Consider the following 26,840-nt stretch of genomic DNA (forward strand, 5'->3'; position numbering starts at 1 on the left):
GCGTTGATCGGGGCTGACGTCCCGGTCCTCCAAACCTTCCAACACTTTATTCAACGACACTTGCGTTGCGCGCTCTTGCGCCTTCGCGCGTCAATTCAGATGGAGCCGGCCTGCGCGGCGAGCGCGGCCGGATTGCGCCATGACCGTTCAAGTCGACAAACGTCCCGCCGCGATCCGCGTCGTGATCCCGTTTGTATTCCGCCACTGGCTGAAGCAACCGTATCGCGCCACGACCGTGTTGGTCGGCTTTCTCGGCGCCACCGTCGCCGACCTTTTCATGCCGGTCTACTCCGGTCATCTGGTCGACGCGCTGACGCTCGGCACCTCGGACCAGGCAGCGCGACATGCGGCGATGGTCGCGTTCGGCGGCATCGTTGCGCTCGGCCTGTTGTCGATCATCCTGCGCTTTGCCGGGCTGCAGGCAATCGTGCCGTTCACGCTGACGACGATGTCGGATGTGGCGCGCGAGGCGTTCGCGCGGGTACAGCGGTTTTCGACCGACTGGCACGCCAATTCGTTCGCCGGCTCAACCGTGCGCAAGATCACCCGCGGCATGTGGGCGATCGACCTGCTCAACGACACTGTCCTGATGGCGCTGTTGCCGTCGCTGTTGGTGCTGGTCGGCTCGATGATCCTGCTCGGGCTGCACTGGCCCGTGCTTGGCGCCGTGATCGGCGTTGGCGCGGTGATCTATGTTGCCATGACCGTCGTGCTCTCGGTGAATTATATTGCGCCGGCCGCGCGCATATCCAACGCCTGGGACACCAAGGTCGGCGGCACGCTGGCGGATGCGCTCACCTGCAACGCGGTGGTGAAGTCGTTCGGCGCTGAGACGCGCGAGGACACGCGGCTCGGCGGCGTCATCGGCCGCTGGCGCAGACGCGTGTCGCGAACCTGGCTGCGCTACAACGCCACCAACACGGCGCAGCTCGTGGTGCTGCTGTGCTTTCGCGCCTCGGTGATCGGCGGCGCCATCCTGCTATGGCTTGCCGGCCGCGCCTCGCCGGGCGACGTCACCTATGTGCTGACGAGCTATTACGTCATCCACGCCTACTTGCGCGACGTCGGCATGCACATCAACAACCTTCAGCGTTCGGTGAACGACATGGAGGAGCTCGTCACCATCCATGGCGAGCCGCTCGGCATCGTGGATGCGCCTGATGCAGGGACGATCGACGTCCAGGGTGGAAGGATCACGTTCGACAACGTTACCTTCCTCTACGGCGGACATCGCATACCGCTCTATGAGGGGTTGTCGATCGATATTCGCGCCGGCGAGCGCGTCGGCCTGGTCGGCAGGTCCGGCTCGGGCAAGACCACGTTCGTCAAACTGGTGCAGCGGCTCTATGACGTTTCGGGCGGGCGGATCCTGATCGACGGCCAGGATATCGCGCACGCGACGCAGCAATCGCTGCGCAGCCAGATCGCGATCGTGCAGCAGGAGCCGATCCTGTTCCACCGTTCGCTGGCGGAGAACATCGCCTATGGCCGGCCCGGCGCCAGCATGGCGGCGATCGAGCAGGCGGCGCGGCTGGCCAACGCGCATGACTTCATCCTGCGGCTGCCGAAGGGCTACGGCACGCTGGTCGGCGAACGCGGTGTCAAACTGTCCGGTGGTGAGCGGCAGCGCGTCGCGCTGGCACGCGCGTTCCTCGCCGACGCGCCGATCCTGATCCTGGACGAGGCGACCTCGAGCCTGGATTCGGAATCGGAGGCACTGATCCAAGAGGCGATGGAGCGGCTGATGAGGGGCCGCACCTCGATCGCGATCGCGCACCGGCTGTCGACGGTGCGCGGCATGGATCGCATCCTGGTGTTCGATCGCGGCGAGATCGTCGAGCAGGGCACCCATGCGGTGCTCACGGCGCGGCCGGGCGGCATCTATCGCAGCCTGTTCGAGCGGCAGGCGACCGAGTTCGGCCGCGTCACCGCGGCGGAGTAGCCGCCGTCATTCGTGGTTCCGGGTTCGGCTCTTTGAGCCGTCCCGGAGCCACGGTCGACCCATAGCGCGTGCGCGCACTGATCGCAACCGTCGCCACCACCGCGGCGGCGAACAGCACGACCGGCAAGGTGATGGTCTCGCCGTTGAAGAGCGCGGCAAGCACGAAGGTGACGAAGGGCTGCAGCAGTTGGACCTGCGACACCCGCGCGATCCCGCCCATCGCCATGCCGGCATTCCAGGCGAAGAAGCCGATCCACTGCGAGAACAGCGCGACGTAGAGCAGGCCAAGCCACGGCTTTAGCGAAATGTGCAGGGGATCGGCCGGCATGGTCAGCGCAGCCGCCGGCAGCGCGAACGGCAAGGCAATCACCAGCACCCAGCTGATGACTTCCCAGCCCGGCATCTCCGCGGTGAGCCGTCCGGAGAAGGCATAGCCAATGGCGGCGACCGCAACGGACGCGAACAGGAAGAGGTCGCCCGTCGACAGCGTGCCGCCGCCACCGCGCAGCGCAAAGGCGATCACCAGCGCGGCGCCCGCGGCCGCCGCGATCCAGAACAACGGCCGCGGCCGCTCGTGGGTGATGGCCACCGCCACCAGCGCGGTCGCGATCGGCAGCACGCCGAGCACGACGCCGCCATGCGAGGCGTCCACGCGCTGCATGCCCTCGGCCATCAGCAATGGAAACAGGATGGCGACGCAGAGCATGACCAGCGCAAGCTGCGGCCAGAGCGCCCTTCGCGGTAACGGCCGCCGCAACACGATCAGGAGCGCAAGCGAGCACAGGCCGGCAATCGCCGTGCGGACCGCGGTCAGCGCAATCGGGTCAATTTCCGCAACAGCAAGCCGCGTCGCCGGCAGCGTGCCGCCGAAGATCGCCATGCCGATGAAGCCCAGCAACAGGCCGAGACGTTCGCGCGAGGAGGACGAGGACATGATAGGCGTGGATAGCGGGTTTGCCGATCAGCGTACAGCAATCTACTCGGTGCATATGGCAGCCATGCGCGCGCTATCTCGGAGCAATTCCGCTGCACACCAGTCCGATGCCGGACAGAAACAAAAGCCCGAGCACGATGTTTGTGAAATTCCGGTCGCTCAGCGCATGATAGATTCGCGCGCCGAGCCAGGCGCCGGCCACCGTCGCCGGAAAGGTCAGGACCGCGAGCGCGAGGACTTCCTTGGTGACGAAGCCGGCGAAGGACTGGAGCAATAACGCCGTCGCCAGCACCGAAAAGTTGAAGGTCTGGAAGATCCCGCGGCGCTGCTCTTTATTCCAGCCGCGTACGCTGGCCCAAAGAATCGGTAGCGGGCCGGAGAGGCCAGCGAGGCCGCCGAGGATGCCGCCGGCAAATCCGATGGCGCCGTCGAAAGGCTTTCCGCCAAATTTGATCGCCATTGGCCTGCGTTGAAAATAGAGCGCGGTGGGAAAGATCAACAGCAGCACGCCGATGGTCAGCTTGAAGGTGTTGGGATCGGCATGGGCGATCAGCCGCGTGCCGAGCGGCACCCCGGCGAGGCCGCCGAGCACAAAGGGCCAGACCAGCCTGAAATCGATCGAGCGCCAGATCGAGGGCAGGGTCGTGAGCTGGCCGACGACCGAGCAGATCAGGACCAAAGGCACGGCAATCGCAGGCGGTGCCACGTAAAGCCAGATTCCCAGCGCCATCAGCGCGGTGCCGAAGCCGGCGAGGCCGGAGACTAAGCCTCCCGCGAACGCGCCGACAAACAGCAGCGCTAGAGCGAATCCCCCGTCATCGTCTTGTTCTCATTGTCATTGGCCCGACGTTTACACGACGAGCCCGGCAGGTGGCTTCCAAAAAATGGCGAGGGGTCCGGCGTGTTTGCGCCGAACCCCTCATTTGGTCCATCAAGACGCGTTTTCTTCGAACCGAAAACCCACTTCGCTTGAAAACGCTTTAGGACATCAGCCGGCCTGTAAGCCGGGTTCTGTAGGGCACCATTCTCGCGAATGGTACGTGACGGCCATTCCTCTGGGGCCATCCTCGCAGATGGCCTCGAGCAACCTACCCGGACGGCGGGCCTGACATCGCCCTGCAGCGTTATCGCTTGCGCGAACAGCCTGCGTTGCCGTCCCTATTCGGTTTTGCTCCCGGTGGGGTTTGCCATGCCGTCTCCGTTGCCGGAAACGCGGTGCGCTCTTACCGCACCTTTTCACCCTTGCTGCCCCTCCCGCTAGGGTGGGGGAAGCGGTTCGTTCTCTGTGGCACTTTCCCTGGGGTTGCCCCCGCCGGACGTTATCCGGCACCGCATGTCGATGGAGCCCGGACTTTCCTCCCCCGCGGCCTTTCGGCGCTTGCGGGAGCGGCCGTCCGGCCGACTGACGTCCATAGGCATGGGGGTTTGTAGCCGCAAGGTCAAGGCGAAAGCGGCCTGCGGAACCTTACCAAGATAAATTATCCTGAAGATGTCGTTTTGCGTGCGGCCCGCTCGACCGGCTGTCGGCGATCCAGCCGATGAAAAAGGAGATTTCGTGATGCAGTATCTGTTGATGATCTATCAGAACGAGGTCGAGTACGCGAAACTCGACGCGGCAACGAGCCAGAAGATGATGGAGGAATACGGCAAGTTCACCCAGTCCATCATCCAGAGCGGCAACTTCAAGGCTGGAGACCGACTGCGACCCACGACCACCGCAACCACCGTGCGCGTGCGCGACGGCAAGACGCTGACCACGGATGGCCCGTTCGCGGAGACGCGCGAGCAACTCGGGGGCTATTATCTGATCGAAGCGAAGGACCTCGACACGGCGCTCGCGATTGCCGCGCGCATCCCGAGCGCGAGGCTCGGCGCGATCGAGGTGCGGCCGATCTGGGTATATGATTGAGTGTCTCTCACCAGCGTCATTCCGGGATGCGCCGTGAGGCGCAGGCCCGGAACGACGACGAGCAGTTCACCAGATGACTCCAACCCAGATCGAAAAGATCTTTCGCGACGAGGCGAGCCGGGCGCTGGCGACGTTGATCCGTCTCGTCGGTGATTTCGATCTGGCGGAGGACGCCTTGCAGGAGGCGTTCGCGGTGGCGCTGGAGCGCTGGTATGCGGGTGAACTGCCGCAAAACCCGCGGGCGTGGCTCGTCAATGTCGGACGCAACAAGGCGATGGATCGCATCCGCCGCAACGTTGTATTTCGCGGCAAGCAGCAGGAGCTGACGCACGAACTCCTGCTCAACGCGTCCGCGCCTTCCGAACTCGTCGATGCCACGCTCAACGACGACATGCTGCGGCTGATTTTCACCTGCTGCCATCCATCCTTCGCCGATGAGGTGCAGATCGCGCTGACGCTGCGCACGGTCTGCGGCCTCTCAACGGCGCAGGTCGCGCGCGCCTTCCTCATCAGTGAGGACGCGATGGCGCAACGGCTGTTGCGCGCAAAGCAGAAGATCCGCCTGGCCGGCATTCCCTATGAGGTGCCGGAGCGCGAGGCGCTGGAGCCGAGGCTGCGCGGCGTGCTGGCGGTGATCTATCTCGTCTTCACCGAAGGTTATGCGGCGACCTCCGGCGAGGACTTGATGCGCCCGGATCTGGCGCGCGAGGCGATCCGGCTGGCGCGGCTGATCGATGCATTGATGCCCGCCCGCGGGGAGATCAAGGGGCTCTTGGCATTGATGCTGCTGCACGACGCGCGCCGCGCCGGCCGCGCGACCGCGCACGGCGATATCGTGCTATTGGAGGAGCAGGACCGCTCGCTGTGGGACTATCGCCAGATCGCCGAAGGCTTGCGATTGGTGGAGGAAGCACTGCGGATGCCCGGGCGGCCGCAATCCTACGCCGTGCAGGCCGCGATCGCGGCGCTGCATGTGCGTGCGCCGAGCTATAAAGACACCGACTGGCCGCAGATCGCCGGGCTCTATGAGGTGCTGCTCCGCATCAGCCCGTCGCCGGTGATCGAGCTGAACCATGCCGCGGCGGTGTCGATGGTCGACGGCCCGGCGCGGGCGCTCGACCTGATCGACGCGCTGGAAGCGCGCGGCAGCCTGAAAGGCTACGAATTGCTGCCGGCGGTCCGCGCCGATCTGCTCCGCCGCCTCGGTCGCCACGACGCCGCGCGTGAAGCGTATCTGGCAGCAACCGCCGCGACGCAACTGGAGCCGCTGCGACGGCTCTACGCGCGGCGCATCGCGGAGATGGGTTGATCGCGCTACCTCCCACCTCCCCTTGAAAAGGGGAGGTCGGTTTGCGCTAAGCGGAAACCGGGTGGGGATCATCTCTCTCCACGAGCACCTGTGCCCGCGGCTTGACCCCCATCCCAGCCTTCCCCCTTTTAGGGGGAAGGGGTTCGAGCTTCGTTGCGGAGACAGTGCCTAATTCGCCGCAACCGTCGCCGCCTCAGGCGGCAGGCTTGCCAGCAGCGCGTGCAGCGTGGCCATGGTCGATTGATCGGCAATGCCGTCGACGCGCGCCTGGCGGAAATGGCGCTGGAAGGCGGTGACGACGTCCATGGTGGGGCCGTCGAACTGGCCGGTGGTCGGGATGTTGTAGCCGTAGCGGGCGAATGCCTGCTGCATGCTGGTGACGTTGTCGTTGATCGCGCCGAGCTGGAGCGTATCCCCGCGCACGATTGGCGCAGGCTGGACCCAGTGCCCGACGCCGGAATTGGCCAGCGAATGCCACGGGAACTTTTCGCCGGGATCCTTCTTGCGCGCCGGCGCCACGTCGGAATGGCCGAGCACGCGGTGCGAGGGCACGTTGCGGCGGAGCATGATGCCGCGGCACAGCGCGATCACTGCTGCGATCTGGCGCAGCGGAAAATCCGGATAGCCCCAGTCGTGGCCGCGGTTGATGATCTCGATGCCGATTGAGCAGGAATTGATGTCCTGTTCGCCGGCCCAACAGGACACGCCGGCATGCCAGGCGCGCTTGCTCTCCGACACGCATTGCACGATGCGGCCATCCTCCAGCACGATGTAATGCGCAGAGACCTCGGTGCCGGCGGTGCAGAGCTGCGCGATGGCGCCTTCGACGTCGGGCATGCCGGTGTAGTGCAGCACGATCATGTCGGGCTGCCGGTTGTTGGCGCGCTCGCCGAAATTCACCGACGGGATGACGTCGGAGACGATCGAGGAATCCGGGGTAAAGGTCTTCATGTCGGCGATGGCCCTGGGAACGGGAAGGGCGCGTTGACGTTTCGAATCAGCAGACGTGAACGAACCAAGCGACATCCCAAATCTCAAACCCGGCGGCAGAACGGCAGTCTTGCAATTTCCGGACAGCCTTCAATTTACTATTCCTTTACCCTGCCACGGGCGCAATCATATCGGCGCATATCCCGTGAATTCTAGCCCCGCCTTGTGGACGATGCGCACCGGCCGGTTCCACCTGTGGCTCAAAAGCAAAATAAACCGTGAAGAATTCGGCAACGCTTTCTTAACGCTAAGTGCCGTTACTAAGTGGTGAATAGCCGAACCGGTATTTGAGGGACGGCCGAGGCCCGCTTGCGCGCGAAATCCCATGGCAGCCCAGCAAACTCCGGTCGGACATCAGGATTTGCGGCCTGATATGGGAACCGGCGCGTGCTCCGTGCCGCGGCCGCTCGGCCGGGACCGCGGTGTGACGCGCAACCATTCGAGGCGCCATGGGCTGGTCCGTGTCCAGTTTCGATCCCGTACGTCGGACGATCTTGGGAACCGGCGCATGATGCCTCTTGCGCCCCATGTCTCCGTGCTCGGCCGCGAGGCGGTCGAGATGCTGAATCCGCGGGACGGCGGCATCTACGTTGATGCCACCTTCGGCGCCGGCGGCTATAGCCGCCTGATCCTTGCCGTGCCTGGAACCCGCATCATCGGTATCGACCGCGACCGCTCGGCGATCGCGGGCGGTTTCGATCTGGTGGACCGTGCCGATGGCCGGCTGACGCTGGTTGAGGACCGCTTTTCCAATCTCGCCGACGTCTGTGCGGCCCAGGGCGTCGAGACCATCGACGGCGTGGTGATGGACATCGGCGTCTCCTCGATGCAACTCGACCAGGCCGCGCGTGGCTTCTCGTTCCGCCTGGCGGGCCCGCTCGACATGCGGATGGGGCACGCGGGACCGACCGCGGCGGACGTGATCGCAACTGCATCCGAGCGCGACCTTGCCGACATCATCTATCTCTTCGGCGAGGAACGGCACTCGCGCGCGGTGGCGCGCGCAATCGTTGCCGCGCGCAAGGAAGCGCCGATCACGACGACGCAGGCGCTGGCCGACCTCGTCGCCAGGGTTGTCCGTTCCAAGCCGAACGAGATCCATCCGGCGACGCGGACGTTTCAGGCGCTGCGCATCTTCGTCAACGAAGAGCTCGACGAATTGCAGCAAGCGCTCAGCGCCGCCGAGCGCTTGCTGAGAGCGGGCGGTCGCTTGGTGGTGATTTCCTTCCACTCGCTGGAGGACCGCATTGTCAAGAATTTCTTCGCCGAGCGCGGCAAGGCGGCCAGTGGTTCACGGCACCTGCCCGCGGTCGCGCAGGCGGTGCCCAGCTTCAAGATATTGACAAAACGTCCGCTGATTCCGTCCGAGGACGAGATCGCGGCCAATCCTCGCGCGCGATCGGCCAAATTGCGCGCTGCCGAGCGTACGGATGCACCGCCGCATGCCGAGGGTACGCCGCCGTCATGGCCGACGCTCGAACGTGTGATGAGGGGAGGCTAGCGCATGCGCATCCTCCATTTCCTCGTGATCGGCTTCCTCGTGGTTTGTGCGGCCTATGTCTACCGCATCAAGATGGAATCGACGGCGCGCACTGAGCGCGTGCTGCGGCTGAACGCGGAAATCCGCGAGCAGCGCGACGCGATCGCGGCCCTGCGCGCCGAATGGGCCAAGCTCGACTCGCCGATGAGATTGCAGGGGCTGGCCGAGCGTCATCTGGCGTTGAAGCCGCTCAATGCCAATCAATATGACTCGCTGAAGAATTTGCCCGAACGTCCGCCGAACTTCGCGCGGCCGGGCGCGCATGATCCGATTGGCGCGATGATCAACACCATCGAGGCCGCCGCTGACCAGGAGAGCGTGACCGGATCGGTACGAGAGCCGGCGCAGCAGGGAGATCAGCAATGACCGACCGCGCGCCAAACACAAAGCCGGCCGAGCCGTGGCGGCAGCGTCTGATCCGCAGCCTGCTCTATGGGCGCAACGTCGACCGCGCAGTGAAGGCGCGCGCCCGCGTCGGCTTTGCGATCATCGCCTTTGCTGCTGTTTACGCCATCATCGCCGGGCGGCTCGTGATGTTCGCGATCGGCGCGGACAGCCATGGCGCGCGCCGCACTGCCGCGCAGGATGCGATCGCGACTGCACGCCCTGATATCATCGACCGCAACGGCGCAATCCTCGCGACCGACGTCAAGGCGCCGAGTCTGTTTGGCGAGCCGCGCCGCATCATTGACAAGGACGAGGCGATCGAGCTTCTGACAGCGACACTGCCCGACCTCGACACCGTCGAGGTGCGCGATCGTCTGTCCTCGCGAAAAGGTTTTGCCTGGCTGAAGCGCGAGATCACGCCGCAACAGCAGCAGGATATCCACCGCCTCGGCATTCCCGGCATCGGTTTCCTGCGCGAGAACCGGCGCATCTATCCGACCGGCCCTACCGTTGCCCACCTGATCGGCCTTGTGAATATCGACAACCAGGGCATCGCCGGCATGGAGAAGTGGCTGGACAATAATGGTCTGGCCGATCTGCATCGCGCGGGCTTCGCCACCGACCGCCTGCAGAAGCCGGTGCAACTGTCGATCGATCTGCGCGTCGAGCACGCGCTGCGCGACGAGCTCATGAAGGCGAAGGAGAAGTACAAGGCGAAGGCGGCCTCGGGCCTCGTCTCCAATGTCCGGACCGGCGAGATCGTCGCGCTGGTCTCACTGCCCGATTTCGATCCGAACAATCCGAAGGAGGCGCACGATCCCGATCGCATCAACCGCCTGACGACGGGCGTTTTCGAGATGGGCTCGACCTTCAAGACCCTGACGCTGGCGATGGCGCTGGATTCCGGCAAGGCCACGCTCAACACCATGTATGACGCGCGCGGCGCGCTGCACTACGGCAAGTTCGCGATCCACGACACCCATCCGCTGGGCCGGGCGATCTCGCTGTCGGAAGTGTTCACCTTCTCCTCCAACGTCGGCGCAGCGCGCGTCGCGCTGGCGCAGGGTGTGGAGGCGCACAAGGCGTTCCTGAAGAAGGTCGGCCAACTCGACCGGCTGCGCACAGAATTGCCGGAGAGCGCATCGCCGATCGTGCCGAAGCGCTGGGGCGAATTGAACACAATCACCATCGCCTTCGGCCACGGCATCGCGGTCGCGCCGCTGCAGGCTGTGATGGGCATCAATGCGATGGTCAATGGCGGCTATCTGATTCCGCCGACCTTCCTCAAGCGCTCGGAGGAAGACGCCAAGACGATGGCCAAGCGGGTGATCAAGCCTGAGACGTCGGATAAGGTCCGCTACCTGATGCGGCTCAATGCCGAGATCGGGACCGCCAAGTCGGCCGACGTGAAGGGCTACTATATCGGCGGCAAGACCGGGACCGCGGAAAAAGTCGTCAACGGCCGCTATTCCAAGAAACAGGTGCTGAACTCGTTCACCGCCGTCATGCCGGCCGATAATCCTCAATATCAGCTCCTGGTGATGCTGGACGAGCCGAAGGCGCTGCCGGAGACCCATGGTTTCATTACCTCGGGCTGGAACGCGGTGCCGACCGGCGGCAAGGTGATCGCCCGTATTGCTCCACTTTTGGGGCTTGAGCCGCGGTTCGACCTGCCGCCGTCCGACCGCCTTATTCTTGCGGCATCGAGGACAACCCAGTAAGGCGTGGGGAGGGGCATGATCCGGAAGCGGAGATGTGGGGTTTCCGAAGAGATTATGCTCAAACAAGAAAGATGAGATCATGATCCGATTTCTAATCGGGTCTTGATCGAGCGTGTGAGTCGCCGGCCGGACTGGAAGATCATGAGACTTCGCGACCTCTTCAGTGCTGATGCCACGATCGATCCGCAGGCGGGAGCCGTCGAAATCGGAGGGCTCGCGGCCGACAGCCGCACGGTGAAGCCGGGCGATCTGTTCTTCGCGCTCGCGGGCCACAAGACCGACGGCGCGCGCTTCGTCGATGCGGCCATTGCCGCAGGCGCAGTGGCGGTTGCGGGCGACCATCGGACGCAGCGCGGTCTGCGCGTGCCTTTTGTCGCGACGCCTAATCCGCGGCGCGCATTGGCGTTGGCTGCGGCGAAGTTCTTCCCGCACCAGCCCGCAACGATTGCGGCGGTGACCGGCACCAGCGGCAAAACGTCGGTGGCGGCTTTCACGCGCCAGATCTGGCAGCGACTGGGGCACGATGCCGCGAGCATTGGCACCATCGGCCTGGTGTCGCCGAAGCTCACGGTCTATGGCTCGCTGACCACGCCTGATCCCATCGCGCTGCATCGCCAGCTCGACGAGATCGCCGGCGACGGCGTCACGCATCTCGCATTTGAGGCATCCTCGCACGGGCTCGACCAGTATCGGCTTGATGGTGTGCGCATCGCCGCCGGCGGATTCACCAACCTGTCGCGCGACCACATGGATTATCACCCCGACGTTGCGCATTATCTCAACGCCAAGCTGCGGCTGTTCCGTGATCTCGTGATGCCCGGCGGCGCGGCCGTGATTTCGGCCGATCATGATTGTTCGCCTGAGGTGATCGACGCGGCGCGCACGCGCAAGCTCAGGATCATCGCGGTTGGCCGTAAGGCCGGCGGAGATGGCATTCGCCTGGTCGACGCTTCGATCGAAGGTTTTGCGCAGAAGCTCGTGATCGAGCATCGTGGCCGGAAATACACCATCCATTTGCCGCTGGTCGGCGAGTTCCAAATTGAGAATGCGCTAGTGGCCGCCGGTCTTGCAATCGGAACCGGCAGCGACGTCGACGCCGTCTTCGCAAGCCTGGAACAGCTCGAGGGCGCCAAGGGCCGGCTCGAACGCGTCGGCGAGCGCAACGGCGCGCCGATTTTCGTCGACTACGCACACAAGCCGGACGCGCTCGCCAAGGCGCTGCAGGCGCTGCGGCCCTATGCGAAGGGGAAGCTGATCGTCGTCTTTGGCGCGGGCGGCGACCGCGACGTGGGCAAGCGTCCGCTGATGGGCGCGATTGCGGCTGACAACGCCGACAGCATCATCGTCACCGACGACAATCCGCGCAGCGAGAATCCGGCGGCGATCCGTGCCGCCATCCTCGCCGCGGCAAAGGGCGCGAGCGAAATCGCCGACCGCGCGGAAGCGATCAGGGCCGGCATCGCCGCATTGCAGCCGGGCGATGCGCTCCTGATTGCCGGCAAGGGGCATGAGATCGGACAGATCATCGGCGACAAGACGCTGCCGTTCAGCGATCATGAGGCCGTGGCCGCTGCGCTTGAAGCGAGGGTCGCATGAGCACACAATTATGGACATCGGCAGCGATGGCGGATGCGATGCGCGCCGCAACACAGGGACGCTTGCCCCCCGGAGTCACCGGTCTTTCGATCGACAGCCGCACGATCCGGCCGGGCGAAGCCTATTTCGCCATCAAGGGCGACGTGCATGACGGCCACACTTTTGTCGAGGCCGCATTGAAGGCGGGCGCCGCGCTCGCGGTGGTCGAAACGGCGCAGCGCGAAAAGTTCCCGGCCGATGCGCCGCTCTTGATCGTCCACGACGTGCTCGCCAGTCTCGTCGATCTTGCCCACGCCTCGCGCGCGCGGCTCAAGGCCAGGATCATCGCCGTCACCGGCTCGGTCGGCAAGACCTCGACCAAGGAAGCGCTGCGGCACGTGCTCTCGGCGCAGGGCGAGACGCATGCCTCCGTTGCTTCCTTCAACAATCATTGGGGCGTGCCGCTATCGCTGGCGCGCTGTCCGGCGTCGGCGCGTTTCGCCGTGTTCGAGATCGGCATGAACCATGTCGGCGAGATCACGCCGCTGGTGACGCTGGTGCGGCCGCATGTCGCCGTCATCACCACCGTGGAGCCGGTGCATCTGGAATTCTTCTCCGGCATCGAGGAGATCGCGGACGCCAAGGCGGAGATCTTTCTGGGGCTCGAGCCTGGTGGCGCCGTCGTGCTCAACCGCGACAATGCACAATTCACAAGGCTGGAAGCGCGCGCGAAGGAACTCGGTGTTTCACGCATCGTCTCCTTCGGTACGGACGCGCAGTCCGACGCGCGGCTCCTCGACGTCTCGCTGCACGCGGCCTGTTCCGCCGTGCATGCCAACATCCTCGGCCATGACGTCACCTACAAGATCAGCATGCCGGGCCGTCATATGGCAATGAACTCGCTCGCCGTGCTCGCCGGCGCGTCGCTGATCGGCGCGGACCTCGCGCGGGCGGCATTGTCGCTGTCGCAGCTCGAGGCGCCCGCGGGCCGTGGTGCGCGGCGCGTCCTCGAGGTTGGGACGGGCGAGGCGACGCTGATCGATGAGAGCTATAATGCCAATCCGGCGTCGATGGCGGCTGCGCTGAACGTGCTCGGGCGGACTCAAATCGGTGCGCAGGGCCGCCGCATCGCCGTGCTCGGCGACATGCTCGAGCTCGGGCCGACCGGCCCTGAGCTGCATCGGGGCCTCGCCGAGGCTGTCAACGCCAACAATATCGACCTCGTCTATTGTTGTGGTCCGCTGATGCGCAATCTCTGGGACGCTCTTTCCACGACAAGGCGGGGAGGCTATGCCGATAGCTCGGCGAGTCTGGAGAGCCAGGCGGTCGCGGCCATCCGCCCCGGCGACGCCATCATGGTCAAGGGATCGCTGGGTTCGAAGATGAAGCGGATCGTCAACGCGCTGGAAAAGCGTTTTCCCGGCAAAGCCGCGCATGAAGAAGCGGTATAGGCATATTGAATGTTTTATTGGCTGATCGACCTTTCCAACACGGTCCCCGGCTTCGGCGTGTTCCGGGGGGCGCTCAACGTGTTCCGCTACATCACGTTCCGCACCGGCGGGGCGATGGTGACGGGCGCGCTGTTCGTGTTCCTGTTTGGGCCCTGGATCATCGATCATCTGCGGCTGCGCCAGGGCAAGGGCCAGCCGATCCGCACCGACGGCCCGCAATCGCACCTGATTTCGAAGAAGGGCACGCCGACCATGGGCGGGCTGATGATCCTGTCCGGCGTGGTGGTGGCGACGCTGCTCTGGGCCAACCCGATCAACCCCTATGTCTGGATCGTGCTGGCGGTGACGCTCGGCTTCGGCTTCGTCGGCTTCTATGATGATTATCTGAAGGTCACCAAGCAGAGCCACAGCGGCTTTGCCGGCAAGCTGCGCCTTGCGATCGAGGCGATCATCGCGCTCGCCGCCTGCTACGCGCTGGTGCGGCTCGGGCGCGATGTGTCCTCGACCTCGCTCGCGATTCCCTTCTTTAAGGATGTGGTGTTCAATTTCGGCTGGTTCTTCGTGATTTTCGGCGCCTTCGTCATGGTCGGCGCCGGAAATGCGGTGAACCTGACCGACGGGCTCGACGGTCTCGCCATCGTTCCGGTGATGATCGCCGCCGCCAGCTTCGGCATGATCTCCTATCTCACCGGCAACGCGGTGTTCTCCGATTACCTGCAGATCAATTATGTCGCCGGCACCGGCGAACTCGCGGTGCTCTGCGGCGCCGTGCTGGGCGCGGGTCTGGGCTTCCTGTGGTTCAACGCGCCGCCGGCCTCGATCTTCATGGGCGACACCGGCTCGCTCGCGCTCGGCGGCATGTTGGGGGCGACGGCGGTCGCGGTGAAGCACGAGATCGTGCTGGCGGTGATCGGTGGCCTGTTCGTGCTGGAGGCGGTTTCGGTGATCGTGCAGGTGGCCTCCTTCAAGCTCACCGGCAAGCGCGTGTTCCGCATGGCGCCGCTGCACCATCATTTCGAGCAGAAAGGCTGGACCGAGCCGCAGATCGTGATCCGCTTCTGGATCATCTCCGTGATGCTGGCGCTCGCCGGCCTGTCCACGCTGAAGCTGCGATGATCCCCATCACCTCGTTCGCGGGCAAGACCGTCGCCGTGTTCGGCCTCGGCGGCTCGGGGCTTGCAAGCTGCCACGCGCTGAAGGCGGGTGGGGCGGAGGTGATCGCCGGCGACGACAATGCCGACAACGTCACCAAGGCTACGCAGGCCGGCTTCATCACCGCCGACCTGCGCTCGGTCTCCTGGGCGAAATTCGCTGCGCTGATCCTGACCCCCGGCGCGCCGCTGACCCATCCGGCGCCGCATTGGAGCGTGCTGCTGGCGCGCGAGGCCGGCGTCGAGGTGATTGGCGACATCGAACTGTTCTGCCGCGAGCGGCGGCGATACGCGCCGCAAGCGCCGTTCGTCGCCATCACCGGTACCAACGGCAAGTCAACCACGACAGCGCTGATCGCGCATCTGATGAAGGTCGCCGGCTACGACACCCAGATGGGCGGCAATATCGGCACCGCGATCCTGTCGCTCGAGCCGCCGCGCATGGGGCGTGTCCACGTGATCGAGATGTCGTCCTACCAGATCGACCTCACGCCTTCGCTCGATCCATCCGTCGGCATCCTGCTCAATGTCAGCGAGGACCACATCGATCGCCACGGCACGCTCGCGAATTACGCCGCGGTGAAGGAGCGGCTGGTCGCGGGTGTCCAGCCGGAGGGCACTTCGATCGTCGGCGTAGACGACATCTTCTGCCGCAACATCGCCGACCGCCTCGATCAGGCGGGCAAGCGCGTGGTGCGCGTCTCCGTGAAGAACCCGCTACCCGACGGCATCTATGTCGAGCGCGAGACCATCGTGCTGGCGTCAGGCGCCGCGCGCAGCGAGGTGGCAAGATTCGGTGGCATCGGCTCGCTGCGCGGCTTGCACAATGCCCAGAACGCGGCCTGCGCCGCCGCTTGCGCGCTGGCGATGGGCATCTCGACGGACGTGCTGCAAATTGGTCTGCGCAGCTTTCCCGGCCTCGCTCACCGGATGGAGCAGGTCGGCCGCCGCGGCAACGTGCTGTTCGTCAACGACTCCAAGGGCACCAATGCGGATGCCGCCGCGCATGCGCTGTCGTCCTTCACCGACATTTTCTGGATCGCCGGCGGCAAGCCGAAGGCCGGCGGCATCACCAGCCTGACCGGCTATTTTCCGCGTATCCGCAAAGCCTATCTGATCGGCGAGGCGGCGCAGGAATTTTCAGGCACGCTCGGCGAAGCCGTGCCGCACGAGATTTCGCAGACACTGGACGTCGCGGTTGCCAACGCGGCACGTGACGCGGAAGCCTCCGGCCTTGCTGACGCGGTTGTCCTGCTGTCGCCCGCCTGCGCCTCGTTCGATCAGTACCGCAATTTCGAAATCCGCGGCGCCGCCTTCCGCGACCTCGTGACAGCGCTGACGGGCGTCAAGCCGGTGGTGTGACGCTTCAAAACTTCTGCAATCCATTAACCCCTTAGAAACCACCCTCGTCCACCAATGGTCGTTACCTCTGCCATCTGGGGACGCCCATGCTCGCCCGTGACCAACGCACGCCGTTCTCCGACTGGTGGTGGACCATCGACAAGCCGCTCTTGGCTGCGGTCATTGCGCTGATGTTCGGCGGTGTGATCCTGTCGCTGGCGGCGAGCCCGCCGGTCGCAACCCGGATCGGGCTCGATCCCTTCCATTTCTTCAGCCGGCACGTGCTGTTCCTGCTGCCATCCTTCATCGTGCTGATCGCAGTCTCCTTCCTGTCGCCGCGCCAGATCCGGCGCGCCGCGCTGGTGGTGTTCTTCGTCAGCATCGCGCTGATCGTGATGACGCTCCTGGTCGGCCCGGAGGTGAAGGGCTCGCGGCGCTGGATCACGCTGGTCGGCCTCAATATCCAGGCGTCCGAATCGGCAAAGCCGGCCTTCGTCATCGTTGCGGCCTGGCTGTTTGCGGAGTCGACCAGGCGCCCCGAGATGCCGGCGACCTCGATGGCAATGGTGCTGCTGTTGATGCTGGTCTCACTCCTGGTGATGGAACCCGACTTCGGCCAGACCATGCTGATCCTGATGGTGTGGGGCGCGCTGTTCTTCATCGCAGGGATGCGGATGATCTGGGTCGCGGGACTTGCCGGCGCGGCCGGCCTCGGCCTGTTCAGCGCCTATCTGTTCGTTCCGCACGTCGCCGGCCGCATCAAGCGCTTCTTGAACCCGGCTTCCGGTGACACCTTTCAGGTGGACATGGCGATGGAAGCGTTCTGGAACGGCGGCTGGTTCGGACGCGGGCCGGGCGAGGGCATCGCAAAGCGCAGCCTGCCGGACAGCCACACCGACTTCGTCTTCGCGGTCGCCGCCGAAGAGTTCGGCATCATCCTCTGCCTTGCGCTGCTGGCGCTGTTCGCCTTCGTCGTGATCCGCACGCTATCGCGCGCCTATGCGAGCGAAGATATGTTCGCGCGCTTTGCGGCGTCGGGGCTTGCGATCCTGTTCGGCGTGCAGGCCGCCATCAACATGGCGGTCAATCTGCAATTGATTCCGGCCAAGGGCATGACGCTGCCGTTCATCTCCTATGGCGGCTCGTCGATCGTCTCGCTGGCCTACGGCGTCGGCATGATGCTGGCGCTGACCCGGCAGCGCCCGCGTACCGAGATCGAATCCGTGAACGCGGCCGGCGCCGTGCAGGGCTATGCCTGACTAGCGTCGTCGGCTATTTGAGGCCATGGACAACGCGCCACTTATTCTGCTTGCGGCCGGCGGCACCGGCGGCCATCTGTTCCCGGCCGAAGCGCTCGGCGTGGAACTGATCAAGCGCGGCTTGCGCGTGCGGCTCGCGACCGATGCCCGCGCGCTGCGCTACAGCGGTCTGTTCTCCAAGGACAACATCGACGTGGTGCCGAGCGAGACGGTGCGCGGGCGCAACCCGATCTCGCTCGCCCGCACCGCGGTCATGCTCGGTCATGGTCTCGTGGTTGCCGTCAATCTGGTGCGCCGACTGAAGCCGGCTGCGGTGGTTGGCTTCGGCGGCTATCCAACAGTGCCGCCGCTGCTGGCTGCGCGCCTGCTCGGGGTGCCCGGCATCATCCATGACGCCAACGCGGTGCTCGGCCGCGCCAATCGCTTCCTCTCCGGCCGCGTCAATGCGATCGCGACCTCGCTGCCCGGCGTGCTCGATCGCGATCCGGCACTGTCCGGCAAGACCACCACCGTCGGCACGCCGATGCGGCCCGCGATCCTCGCGGCCGCCGCGGTGCCGTTTGCCACGCTGGAACCAAACGGGCCGCTGCGCCTGCTCGTGGTCGGCGGCAGCCAGGGCGCGCGAGTGATGAGCGATATCGTGCCCGGCGCAATCGAAAAGCTCGAGCCCGCGCTGTGGAACCGCCTGATCCTCACGCAGCAGGTGCGGGAGGAGGACATGGCGCGGGTGCGCGCGGTCTATGGCCGGCTCAAGATCAATGTCGAGCTCGCGCCGTTCTTCACAGACCTGCCGGCAAAGCTCGCCGCCAGCCATCTCGTGATCTCACGCTCCGGTGCCGGCACTGTCGCCGAGCTCGCCGCGATCGGCCGGCCCTCGATCCTGGTGCCGCTGCCCGGCGCGATTGATCAGGACCAGTTCGCCAATGCCGGCGTGCTGTCGCAGGCCGGCGGCGCCTTGCGGATCCCGCAAGCGGAATTCACCCAGGATCGGTTGGCGGCCGAAATCTCTGCTTTCGCTGCTGAACCCGCGAAATTGACCGCGATGGCCGCGGCCGCACGCGGCGTCGGGCGTTTGGACGCCGCCGAACGGCTGGCCGATCTGGTGGTGAAAGTGGCTGGAATTTAGGCCGGAACAGCGAATTTTTCGCCTGTTTGGCGTCATGGCCGGGCTTGTCCCAGCCATCCACGTCTTGCATGAAGGGGCGGAGATTCGCGGATGTTCGGGCAAGCCCCAGGCATGACGAAGGAAAACGCATCATGAGACTGCCGCGCGAGATCGGACCTATCCACTTCATCGGGATCGGCGGCATCGGCATGAGCGGCATTGCCGAGGTGCTCTGCAATCTCGGCTACACCGTGCAGGGGTCTGACGCTTCCGAGAGCGGCAATGTCGTCCGGCTGCGCGAGAAGGGCACCACGGTTTCGATCGGCCACAAGGCCGAGAACATCGACGGCGCCGACGTCGTCGTGGTCTCGACCGCGATCAAGCGCGACAATCCGGAACTGATGGCGGCGCGCGCGCAGCGCATTCCGGTGGTGCGCCGCGCCGAGATGCTCGCCGAACTGATGCGGCTGAAGAGCTGCGTCGCGATCGCCGGCACCCATGGCAAGACCACGACTACCTCCATGGTCGCAGCCCTGCTCGATGCCGGCGATCTCGATCCGACCGTGATCAATGGCGGCATCATCAATGCCTACGGCACCAATGCGCGGCTCGGCGCGGGCGACTGGATGGTGGTGGAAGCCGATGAAAGCGACGGCACGTTCCTGAAGCTGCCGACGGATGTCGCCATCGTCACCAATGTCGACCCCGAGCATCTCGATCACTTCAAGACCTTCGAGGCCGTGCAGGATGCGTTCCGCGCCTTCGTCGAGAACGTGCCGTTCTATGGCTTCGCGGTGATGTGCATCGATCATCCCGTGGTGCAGACGATCGTCGGTCGCATCGAGGACAGACGCATCATCACCTATGGCCAGAACCCACAGGCCGATGCGCGGCTGGTCGATCTGCAGCCGATTCCCGGCGGCTCGAAGTTCAAGGTCGGCTTCCGCAACCGCAAGACCGATGCGACGCACGAAATATCCGACATCGTGCTGCCGATGCCGGGCCGCCACAACGCGTCGAACGCGACAGCGGCGATTGCGGTTGCACATGAGCTCGGCATTTCCGACGAAGCGATCCGCAAGGCCATCGCGGGCTTCGGCGGCGTGAAGCGGCGTTTCACCAGGACCGGCGAGTGGAACGGCGTCACCGTGATCGACGATTACGGCCACCATCCCGTCGAGATCGCGGCAGTCTTGAAGGCGGCGCGCGAGTCCTACAGCGGCAAGATCATCGCCGTGGTGCAGCCGCACCGTTTCACCCGCCTGCAGTCGCTGTTCGAGGAGTTCTGCACCTGCTTCAACGATGCCGATGCGGTCGTCGTCGCCGAGGTCTATCCGGCGGGCGAGGCACCGATCCCGGGCATTGACCGCGATCATTTCGTGCTCGGCCTGCGCGCGCATGGCCATCGCGAGGTGGTCCCGCTGCCGAATGCCGGCGAGCTTGCAAAGATCATCCACGGCCTTGCCAAGCCTGGCGATCTCGTCGTGTGCCTCGGCGCCGGCAACATCACGCAATGGGCTTACGCGTTGCCCGGCGAATTGAAGGCACTGGACTAGCGTGGCTGATTTCCCCGACATCACGCCCGATCTGAAAGCCGCGATGCCGGACTTGCGCGGGCGGCTCTTGGCGAATCAGTCGCTGGCGGAACTGACGTGGTTTCGCGTCGGCGGACCGGCGCAGGTGCTGTTCACGCCGGCCGATGAGGACGATCTCGCTTATTTCCTGGCGCGCCTGCCGAAGGAGTTGCCGGTCTATGTCGTCGGCGTCGGCTCGAACCTGATCGTGCGCGATGGCGGCATGCCGGGCGTCGTGATTCGCCTCGCCCCGCGCGCATTTGGCGAGACCAGGGCCGAAGGCGACATCGTCACCGCCGGTGCCGCCGCGCTCGACAAGCGGGTCGCCGAGACCGCGGCGGGCGCTGACATCAGCGGCCTGGAGTTTTTCTTCGGCATCCCCGGCACCGTCGGCGGTGCGCTGCGCATGAATGCGGGCGCCAACGGCGGCGAGACCAAGGATGTGCTGCTGGATGCCGCCGGCATCGGACGCGACGGCACGAGGCATGTCTTCACCAACGCCGACATGAAATTCGTCTACCGGAACAGCGGCGTTGATCCCTCGATCATTTTCACCTCCGCGCGCTTTCGCGGCAAGATCACCGCGCCCGAGGTAATCCGCGCGCGCATGAATGAGGTGCAGACCCACCGCGAGACCGCGCAGCCGATCCGCGAGAAGACGGGCGGCTCGACGTTCAAGAATCCGCCGGGCAACAGCGCCTGGAAATTGATCGATGCCGCCGGCTGCCGCGGCCTGCGCGTCGGCGGCGCCCAGGTGTCGGAGATGCATTGCAATTTCCTGATCAACACCGGTAACGCCACCGGGCACGATATCGAGACGCTCGGCGAAACCGTGCGGCAGCGGGTGAAACAGACGTCGGGAATCGAGTTACACTGGGAAATCAAGCGAATCGGGGTCGAGCGAAGCTGATGCGAACGACCATTCTCTTCGGCGGCAGCAACAAGGAACGCCTCGTCTCGGTGGCAAGCGCGCAAGCATTGCACCAGGCGCTGCCGGAGGCCGATCTCTGGTTCTGGGACGTAGCTGACAATGTCCACGTCGTGCAGTCCGAGCAGCTTCTTGAACATACCAGGCCGTTTGAGGATGAGTTCATGCCGAGCACGCGCGGCCTCCCGCTCGCGCAGGCGCTCGACCAGGCTGCCCGCGAGGATCGCGTGCTGGTGCTTGGCCTACACGGTGGGCGCGCGGAGAACGGCGAATTGCAGGCGATGTGCGAGATGCGCGGCGTTCCCTTCACCGGCTCCAGCTCGGCCTCATCACATCTCGCCTTCGACAAGGTCGCTGCAAAACGCTTTGCGGCGATTGCCGGCGTGCCGGCGCCGGGCGGTATCGCCTTGGACGATATCGACGCTGCCTTCGCCGAATACGGCAAGCTGATCGCCAAGCCTGCGCGCGACGGATCGAGCTACGGACTGATCTTCGTCAACGCCAAGCAGGATCTGATCGCGGTCCGCAACGCGGCCAAGACCGAGGAATATCTGATCGAGCCGTTCATTTCGGGTGTGGAGGCAACGTGCGGGGTATTGGAGCGGTCCGACGGCTCCATCATTTCATTGCTGCCGATCGAGATCGTGCCAGGGGAGGGCACCTTCGACTACACGGCAAAATATTTGCTGAAGTCGACCCAGGAGATCTGCCCCGGACGGTTTTCGTCCGAAATCAGCGCCGCGATCATGGATCTCGCGCTTCGCGCTCACCGGGCGTTATCCTGCACCGGCTATTCCCGCACCGACTTCATCGTATCGGCGAACGGGCCGATCTATCTGGAGACCAACACGCTGCCGGGGCTGACCAAGGCCTCGCTCTATCCGAAGGCGCTCAAGGTGCAGGGTATCGAGTTTGTCGATTTCCTGCACGACCAGATCGAGTTGGCGACGCGACGCGCCCATAGGTAGTTCCGGCGGCCAAGTGAGGGTTCCACACCGGATTGGGAACCCCCGGGATTGCTAAAATCGTAAGGAATGCGTCGCAAACTACGCACATTGCTCATCAAAACGTGTCCTGCGTTAACCAATTTTACCTTTTGTTTACCAGGAAGCCCGAAGGTTAACGCTGGCGGCGCATGTAGCGCTTGGCTGCCGGGCGTGAGCGGTCGCGGGAACTTTCACTTCGACACGCGTAACGAGGGACAGGGGGCCTTTCTTACTGGCTTCGACACCCAGGCCGGCATCACCGAGACGTCGCGTGCGCCAGGACCCGCAAGCGTGTTGCGGGCACAAGGTTTGACGAGCTCGTGCAATGGATGGTGCAGGCCGCCTCGCCCGATCACTGCGATCGCTGAGGCCCGAAGCTGACCTGAAGGCAGCCGCTATTGGAGCGGCGGTGCTGCTGCGCGAGTATTTTGCCGAGTGGCGTGCGCGCCGTCGTGCCCGCCGCGCTCCGCCGGTAGTGATCGACCGCGAGCCGCCCAGCCGCTTCATCCTCCTGCTGGAGCGCTATCTGCCGCACCGCATCGGTCTTGCGGCCACCGTCTTCATCCTGCTCGGCAGCGCCGGCCTTGGCATCGTCAAGGGCGGCCATGTCGACGAATTCGTCACCGGGCTTTCGGATGCGCGCAATGCGCTCGCCAACTGGGCAGGCTTCCGAATCACCACCGTGGTCATCAATGGCCGCAAGCAGTTGAGCCAGGACGAGGTGCTGGCGATCGGCGGCGTCAACGGCCGCTCCTCGCTGCTGTTCCTGGATGCCGTGACCGTGCGCGATCGCCTGAAGGCCAACCCCTGGATCGCCGATGCGACGATCCTGAAGCTTTATCCGGGCCAGCTCCAGATCGACATTGTCGAGCGGAAGGCCTTTGCGCTGTGGCAGCAGGATGGGCGCCTGTCCGTGATCGCGGAAGATGGCGCGGTGCTCGAGCCTTATGTGTCGCGCCGCTTCCTCACATTGCCGTTCGTGGTCGGCAAGGGTGCCGAGACGAGGGCCAGGGACTTCCTGGCGCTGCTCGACCGTTATCCGCAGGTGCGCTCGGTGACCAAGGCCGCGGTCTTCGTCGGCCAACGGCGCTGGAATCTGCGGCTGAAGGATGGGCTCGACATCCGCCTGCCCGAGAACGACGTCGGCAATGCGCTCGCCGCACTCTCCAAGCTCGATAGGGAAGACCGGCTGTTCTCGCGCGACATCGTCGCCGTCGACATGCGCCTGCCTGACAGGCTCACGGTGCAACTGTCCGAGGAGGCGGCAAAGGCGCGCGAAGAGCTGTTCAAGGACAAGAAGTCCAAGAAGAAGGGCGGTGACGCATGACCGTCCTTGATCGCAATCTGACGCCGAAGACGCGCCCGATGGCCCACAAGCGCACCGCGCTGGTGGCGTCACTCGATATCGGCACCAGCAAGATCGCCTGCATGATCGCGCGGCTGAAGCCGTCGCCGCCGAGCGAGGCTCTGCGCGGCCGCACCCATGCGGTGGAATTGATCGGCTACAGCCAGATCCAGTCGCGCGGCGTGAAGGCCGGCGCGGTGGTCGATCTCGCCGAATGCGAAAAGGCGGTGCGCCATGCGGTGGCGCTTGCCGAGCGCATGGCCAAGGTCCGCGTCGAATCCGTGCTGCTGCCGGTCGCCGGCGGCCGGCCCGAGGGCCAGCTCGTCGAGGCCGCCGCTGACATTCGCGGCGGCTCGGTGACGGAAGCCGATATCAGCCGTGTCACCACGGCCGGCATGATCCACGCGACTGCGCACGGGCGGACGGTGTTGCATGCGCTGCCGGTCGGCTATGCGCTCGACGGCGTCAAAGGTATCCGCGATCCGCGCGGCATGGTGGCGCGCCAGTTCGGCGTCGACATGAACGTCGTCACGGCGGACGCCACCGTCGCCAAGAACCTGATGCTGGTGGTTGAGCGTTGCCATCTCAACGTCGAGGCGATGGCGGCGAGCTCCTATGTCGCCGGCCTCTCCGTGTTGACCGACGACGAAGCCGATCTCGGCGCCGCTTTGGTCGAGATGGGCGCCGGTTCGACCACCATCGCGACCTACTCGGGCGGACGTTTCGTGCATGCGTCGGGATTTGCGCTCGGCGGGCAACACATCACGATGGATCTTGCGCGCGGCATCGGCGCATGCATTGCGGATGCCGAGCGAATCAAGACTTTATACGGCACGGTGCTGACCGGCGGCTCGGATGCGCGCGAGCTGATGTCGGTCCCGACCGCCGGCGACGAACGCGATACGCCGCAGATCGTCTCCCGCGCCACGATTGCGAACATCGTCCGGCATCGCGCCGAGGAGATTTTTGAGATGGTCCGGGACCGGCTCAAGGCTTCCCCGTTTGCGGCAGAGCCGAGGGCGCGGGTCGTGTTGAGCGGCGGTGCCTCGCAACTCACCGGCATGGTCGAACTCGCCACCCGCATTCTCAACCGGCCGGTGCGGGTCGGCCGTCCGCTCGGCTTCGGCCGTCTGCCCAACGAGGCCAAGGGTCCGTCATTCGCGGTGCCCACCGGACTTCTGGTCTATCCGCAATACGCTCACCTTGAACATGTCGAACCGCGGCACACGCGGCAGCTCAAGACAGGGACTGACGGTTATTTCGGAAAGGTCGGACGATGGCTTCGCGAGGGCTTCTGATGACTACTCTTAAGGCCCACAGGATTTTCACCAGCTCCCGCGGCCGCTGGCCGGGGCCAACCTACGCGCGCGCGTAATCGAGAGGCAACCATGACACTCAATCTGACCCCTCCTGACATCAGCGAGCTGAAACCGCGGATCACTGTCTTCGGCGTCGGTGGCGCTGGCGGCAATGCCGTCAACAACATGATCACCGCCGGGCTGCAGGGCGTCGATTTCGTCGTCGCCAATACCGACGCGCAGGCGCTGACCATGTCGAAGGCGCAGCGCATCGTCCAGATGGGCACGCAGGTGACCCAGGGCCTCGGCGCCGGCTCGCAGCCGGATGTCGGCGCAGCCGCCGCGCAGGAGGTCATTGACGAGCTCCGTGATCACCTCTCCGGCGCCAACATGGTGTTCGTCACCGCCGGCATGGGCGGCGGCACCGGCACCGGCGCGGCTCCCGTGATCGCCAAGACCGCACGCGATATGGGCATCCTCACCGTCGGGGTGGTGACCAAGCCGTTCCACTTCGAAGGTCAGCGCCGCATGCGCACCGCCGAGAACGGCATCGCCGAGCTGCACAAGGTGGTCGACACGCTGCTGATCATCCCGAACCAGAACCTGTTCCGGGTCGCCAACGAGAAGACCACCTTCGCCGACGCTTTTGCGATGGCCGACCAGGTGCTCTATTCGGGCGTTGCCTGCATCACCGACCTGATGGTCAAGGAAGGCCTGATCAATCTCGACTTCGCCGATGTTCGCGCCGTGATGCGCGAGATGGGCAAGGCGATGATGGGCACGGGCGAGGCGACCGGTGAGAAGCGCGCGCTCACCGCCGCCGAGGCCGCGATCGCCAATCCGCTGATCGACGATTCTTCGATGAAGGGTGCCAGGGGCCTCCTGATCTCGATCACCGGCGGCAAGGACCTGACGCTGTTCGAAGTCGACGAGGCCGCGACCCGCATCCGCGAGGAGGTCGACCCCGAAGCCAACATCATCGTCGGCGCCACCTTCGACGAGACGCTCGACGGCGTCATTCGCGTCTCGGTGGTTGCCACCGGCATCGAGCAGGCCGTGATCGCGCGCAACGCCGCTGCGGCTCCCGCCGCGCCCGCGGCGCCAGCCGGCAACGGTTCGCCCGAGAGCCGGCTCGCCGATCTGACGGCGCGGCTGCGCGCCGACAACCAGCGCCTGGCCGAGCGTGCCCATAAGCTGGAAGCCGCCGGTGGCGCCCCGACGGCTCCGCCGGCCGCGCCTGCGCCTGCCGCGCCGCCGCCACTGCGCCAGGCCGGGAGCGTCGAGCGCGCCGCGCTCGCTGCCATCGCCGCCGCCGTGTCGCCGGAACAGCAGGCCGCGCCGATGCAGCCGGCGTCCTATGGCGACGTCACCGTCCGCCCGATCGCCCAGAAGCCGACCTTGTTCCCCGATCCCGAAACCACCAAGGTCGAGCACCACGAGCCGGCGACGCCGGAAACCTTCATCCCGCCGACCGCCGAGCGGCCGCCGGTGCGCACGCCGCGGATGCCGAAGTTCGAGGACCTGCCGATGCCGGCCCAGGCCGAGATTCGCCGGGCACGCGGCGACGCCGAGGAGGAACATCCGCAGAAGACCCGGCTGTCGCTGCTGCAGCGGCTGGCCAATGTCGGCCTAGGTCGCCGGGACGAGGAGAGCGAGCCGCCGGTCGCGGCCCGCTCCTCCGGTCCGGCCATGCCGCCGCTGCCGGAGCGCAAGCCGCAGCGCAGCGTGGCGCAGCAGATCGCGGCGAACGAGCCCGTGTCGGAGTATGCGAAGCGTCCCGCACCGCAAGGTTTGGATGCCCATGGCCGGCCGGCACCTGTTGCGCCGATGCCACAGGGAGACGATCATCTTGATATCCCGGCCTTCCTGCGCCGGCAGGCAAACTGAGCTTTGTTACAATTCTGACCATGGAAAGAGCCCCGGCGAAACCCGCCGGGGCTCTTTCCCTTAACCTCGTCCGCAGTGGCAGCTTGGTAAATAAGTAACTGAAATTAAATGATTAATCTGGTATTCCATGGCTTGGTCATGGTGCCGAAAGGGTGTCCGGCCGATCCGCAATTTGGTTAAGCCTTGGCGCGATTGCGGCGGAGATGGG

Annotated in this window: 21 protein-coding genes and 1 other RNA gene; 18 read left to right on the forward strand and 4 right to left on the reverse strand. The window is 65.2% G+C overall.

What is annotated here, in order from left to right; all coding sequences use genetic code 11:
* Positions 1–139: 139 nt before the first annotated feature.
* Complete coding sequence (locus tag J6497_RS05110; RefSeq protein WP_225703133.1) at positions 140–1,942, forward strand: ABC transporter ATP-binding protein; 1,803 nt, start codon at positions 140–142, stop codon at positions 1,940–1,942.
* Here the strand turns inward: J6497_RS05110 and J6497_RS05115 are convergent.
* The 3 genes from J6497_RS05115 to rnpB all read right to left on the reverse strand — a co-directional run bounded on the left by J6497_RS05115 (position 1,926) and on the right by rnpB (position 4,282).
* Positions 1,926–2,876, reverse strand: a complete 951-nt coding sequence (locus J6497_RS05115; RefSeq protein ID WP_225703134.1) for a DMT family transporter — start codon at positions 2,874–2,876, stop codon at positions 1,926–1,928. The genes J6497_RS05110 and J6497_RS05115 overlap by 17 nt on opposite strands.
* A gap of 73 nt (positions 2,877–2,949) precedes the next feature.
* Positions 2,950–3,672 carry a sulfite exporter TauE/SafE family protein gene (locus J6497_RS05120; protein ID WP_225703231.1) on the reverse strand — a complete coding sequence of 241 codons (723 nt, stop codon included), beginning with the start codon at positions 3,670–3,672 and terminating at the stop codon, positions 2,950–2,952.
* A gap of 188 nt (positions 3,673–3,860) precedes the next feature.
* An RNA gene (gene rnpB, locus J6497_RS05125) (RNase P RNA component class A) lies at positions 3,861–4,282 on the reverse strand.
* A gap of 152 nt (positions 4,283–4,434) precedes the next feature.
* On the opposite strand from rnpB, the gene J6497_RS05130 reads away from it, so the two are divergent.
* Entirely contained in the window at positions 4,435–4,785 is a 351-nt protein-coding gene (locus J6497_RS05130; protein WP_028167510.1) for a YciI family protein, read from the forward strand.
* A 73-nt stretch (positions 4,786–4,858) separates the two neighbouring features.
* Positions 4,859–6,094 carry an RNA polymerase sigma factor gene (locus tag J6497_RS05135; RefSeq protein WP_225703135.1) on the forward strand — a complete coding sequence of 412 codons (1,236 nt, stop codon included), beginning with the start codon at positions 4,859–4,861 and terminating at the stop codon, positions 6,092–6,094.
* A 168-nt stretch (positions 6,095–6,262) separates the two neighbouring features.
* On the opposite strand, the gene J6497_RS05140 is transcribed toward J6497_RS05135, so the two are convergent.
* Entirely contained in the window at positions 6,263–7,120 is an 858-nt protein-coding gene (locus tag J6497_RS05140) for an N-acetylmuramoyl-L-alanine amidase (RefSeq protein WP_225703136.1), read from the reverse strand.
* A 475-nt stretch (positions 7,121–7,595) separates the two neighbouring features.
* On the opposite strand from J6497_RS05140, the gene rsmH reads away from it, so the two are divergent.
* The 15 genes from rsmH to ftsZ all read left to right on the forward strand — a co-directional run bounded on the left by rsmH (position 7,596) and on the right by ftsZ (position 26,632).
* Positions 7,596–8,585: a 16S rRNA (cytosine(1402)-N(4))-methyltransferase RsmH gene (rsmH, locus tag J6497_RS05145; RefSeq protein ID WP_512699955.1), complete on the forward strand. Its 990-nt coding sequence runs from the start codon at positions 7,596–7,598 to the stop codon at positions 8,583–8,585.
* Positions 8,586–8,588: 3 nt separating this feature from the next.
* Positions 8,589–8,990, forward strand: coding sequence for a cell division protein FtsL (ftsL, locus tag J6497_RS05150; protein ID WP_225703138.1), 402 nt, complete (start codon positions 8,589–8,591; stop codon positions 8,988–8,990).
* Positions 8,987–10,732: a peptidoglycan D,D-transpeptidase FtsI family protein gene (locus J6497_RS05155; RefSeq protein ID WP_225703139.1), complete on the forward strand. Its 1,746-nt coding sequence runs from the start codon at positions 8,987–8,989 to the stop codon at positions 10,730–10,732. Before ftsL ends, J6497_RS05155 begins: the two co-directional genes overlap by 4 nt.
* A 141-nt stretch (positions 10,733–10,873) precedes the next feature.
* Positions 10,874–12,328: a UDP-N-acetylmuramoyl-L-alanyl-D-glutamate--2,6-diaminopimelate ligase gene (locus J6497_RS05160; RefSeq protein ID WP_225703140.1), complete on the forward strand. Its 1,455-nt coding sequence runs from the start codon at positions 10,874–10,876 to the stop codon at positions 12,326–12,328.
* A complete protein-coding gene (locus J6497_RS05165) occupies positions 12,325–13,758 on the forward strand; it encodes a UDP-N-acetylmuramoylalanyl-D-glutamyl-2,6-diaminopimelate--D-alanyl-D-alanine ligase (RefSeq protein ID WP_225703141.1) in 1,434 nt (477 codons plus the stop codon). The genes J6497_RS05160 and J6497_RS05165 overlap by 4 nt, the downstream gene beginning before the upstream one ends.
* Before the next feature lie 9 nt (positions 13,759–13,767).
* Positions 13,768–14,874 (forward strand): phospho-N-acetylmuramoyl-pentapeptide-transferase, encoded by a 1,107-nt coding sequence (gene mraY, locus J6497_RS05170; protein ID WP_225703142.1) that lies wholly within the window; start codon positions 13,768–13,770, stop codon positions 14,872–14,874.
* Positions 14,871–16,271, forward strand: coding sequence for a UDP-N-acetylmuramoyl-L-alanine--D-glutamate ligase (gene murD, locus J6497_RS05175; RefSeq protein WP_225703143.1), 1,401 nt, complete (start codon positions 14,871–14,873; stop codon positions 16,269–16,271). The genes mraY and murD overlap by 4 nt, the downstream gene beginning before the upstream one ends.
* Before the next feature lie 86 nt (positions 16,272–16,357).
* The gene (gene ftsW / locus J6497_RS05180) at positions 16,358–17,509 is read left to right on the forward strand and encodes a putative lipid II flippase FtsW (protein WP_225703144.1); all 1,152 of its coding nucleotides are present in this window, start codon (positions 16,358–16,360) and stop codon (positions 17,507–17,509) included.
* A 25-nt stretch (positions 17,510–17,534) separates the two neighbouring features.
* Positions 17,535–18,635, forward strand: a complete 1,101-nt coding sequence (gene murG, locus J6497_RS05185; protein ID WP_225703145.1) for an undecaprenyldiphospho-muramoylpentapeptide beta-N-acetylglucosaminyltransferase — start codon at positions 17,535–17,537, stop codon at positions 18,633–18,635.
* A gap of 131 nt (positions 18,636–18,766) precedes the next feature.
* Positions 18,767–20,170 (forward strand): UDP-N-acetylmuramate--L-alanine ligase, encoded by a 1,404-nt coding sequence (murC, locus tag J6497_RS05190; protein WP_225703146.1) that lies wholly within the window; start codon positions 18,767–18,769, stop codon positions 20,168–20,170.
* 43 nt (positions 20,171–20,213) lie between these two features.
* Complete coding sequence (murB, locus tag J6497_RS05195; protein WP_225703232.1) at positions 20,214–21,098, forward strand: UDP-N-acetylmuramate dehydrogenase; 885 nt, start codon at positions 20,214–20,216, stop codon at positions 21,096–21,098.
* Entirely contained in the window at positions 21,098–22,084 is a 987-nt protein-coding gene (locus tag J6497_RS05200) for a D-alanine--D-alanine ligase family protein (RefSeq protein ID WP_225703147.1), read from the forward strand. Before murB ends, J6497_RS05200 begins: the two co-directional genes overlap by 1 nt.
* 343 nt (positions 22,085–22,427) lie before the next feature.
* A complete protein-coding gene (locus J6497_RS05205) occupies positions 22,428–23,429 on the forward strand; it encodes a cell division protein FtsQ/DivIB (protein WP_225703148.1) in 1,002 nt (333 codons plus the stop codon).
* The gene (ftsA, locus tag J6497_RS05210) at positions 23,426–24,745 is read left to right on the forward strand and encodes a cell division protein FtsA (RefSeq protein WP_225703149.1); all 1,320 of its coding nucleotides are present in this window, start codon (positions 23,426–23,428) and stop codon (positions 24,743–24,745) included. The genes J6497_RS05205 and ftsA overlap by 4 nt, the downstream gene beginning before the upstream one ends.
* Positions 24,746–24,835: 90 nt before the next feature.
* Positions 24,836–26,632, forward strand: a complete 1,797-nt coding sequence (gene ftsZ / locus J6497_RS05215; RefSeq protein WP_225703150.1) for a cell division protein FtsZ — start codon at positions 24,836–24,838, stop codon at positions 26,630–26,632.
* Positions 26,633–26,840 lie beyond the last annotated feature (208 nt).

The organism is Bradyrhizobium cenepequi (genome assembly GCF_020329485.1).
Lineage (GTDB): Bacteria > Pseudomonadota > Alphaproteobacteria > Rhizobiales > Xanthobacteraceae > Bradyrhizobium > Bradyrhizobium cenepequi.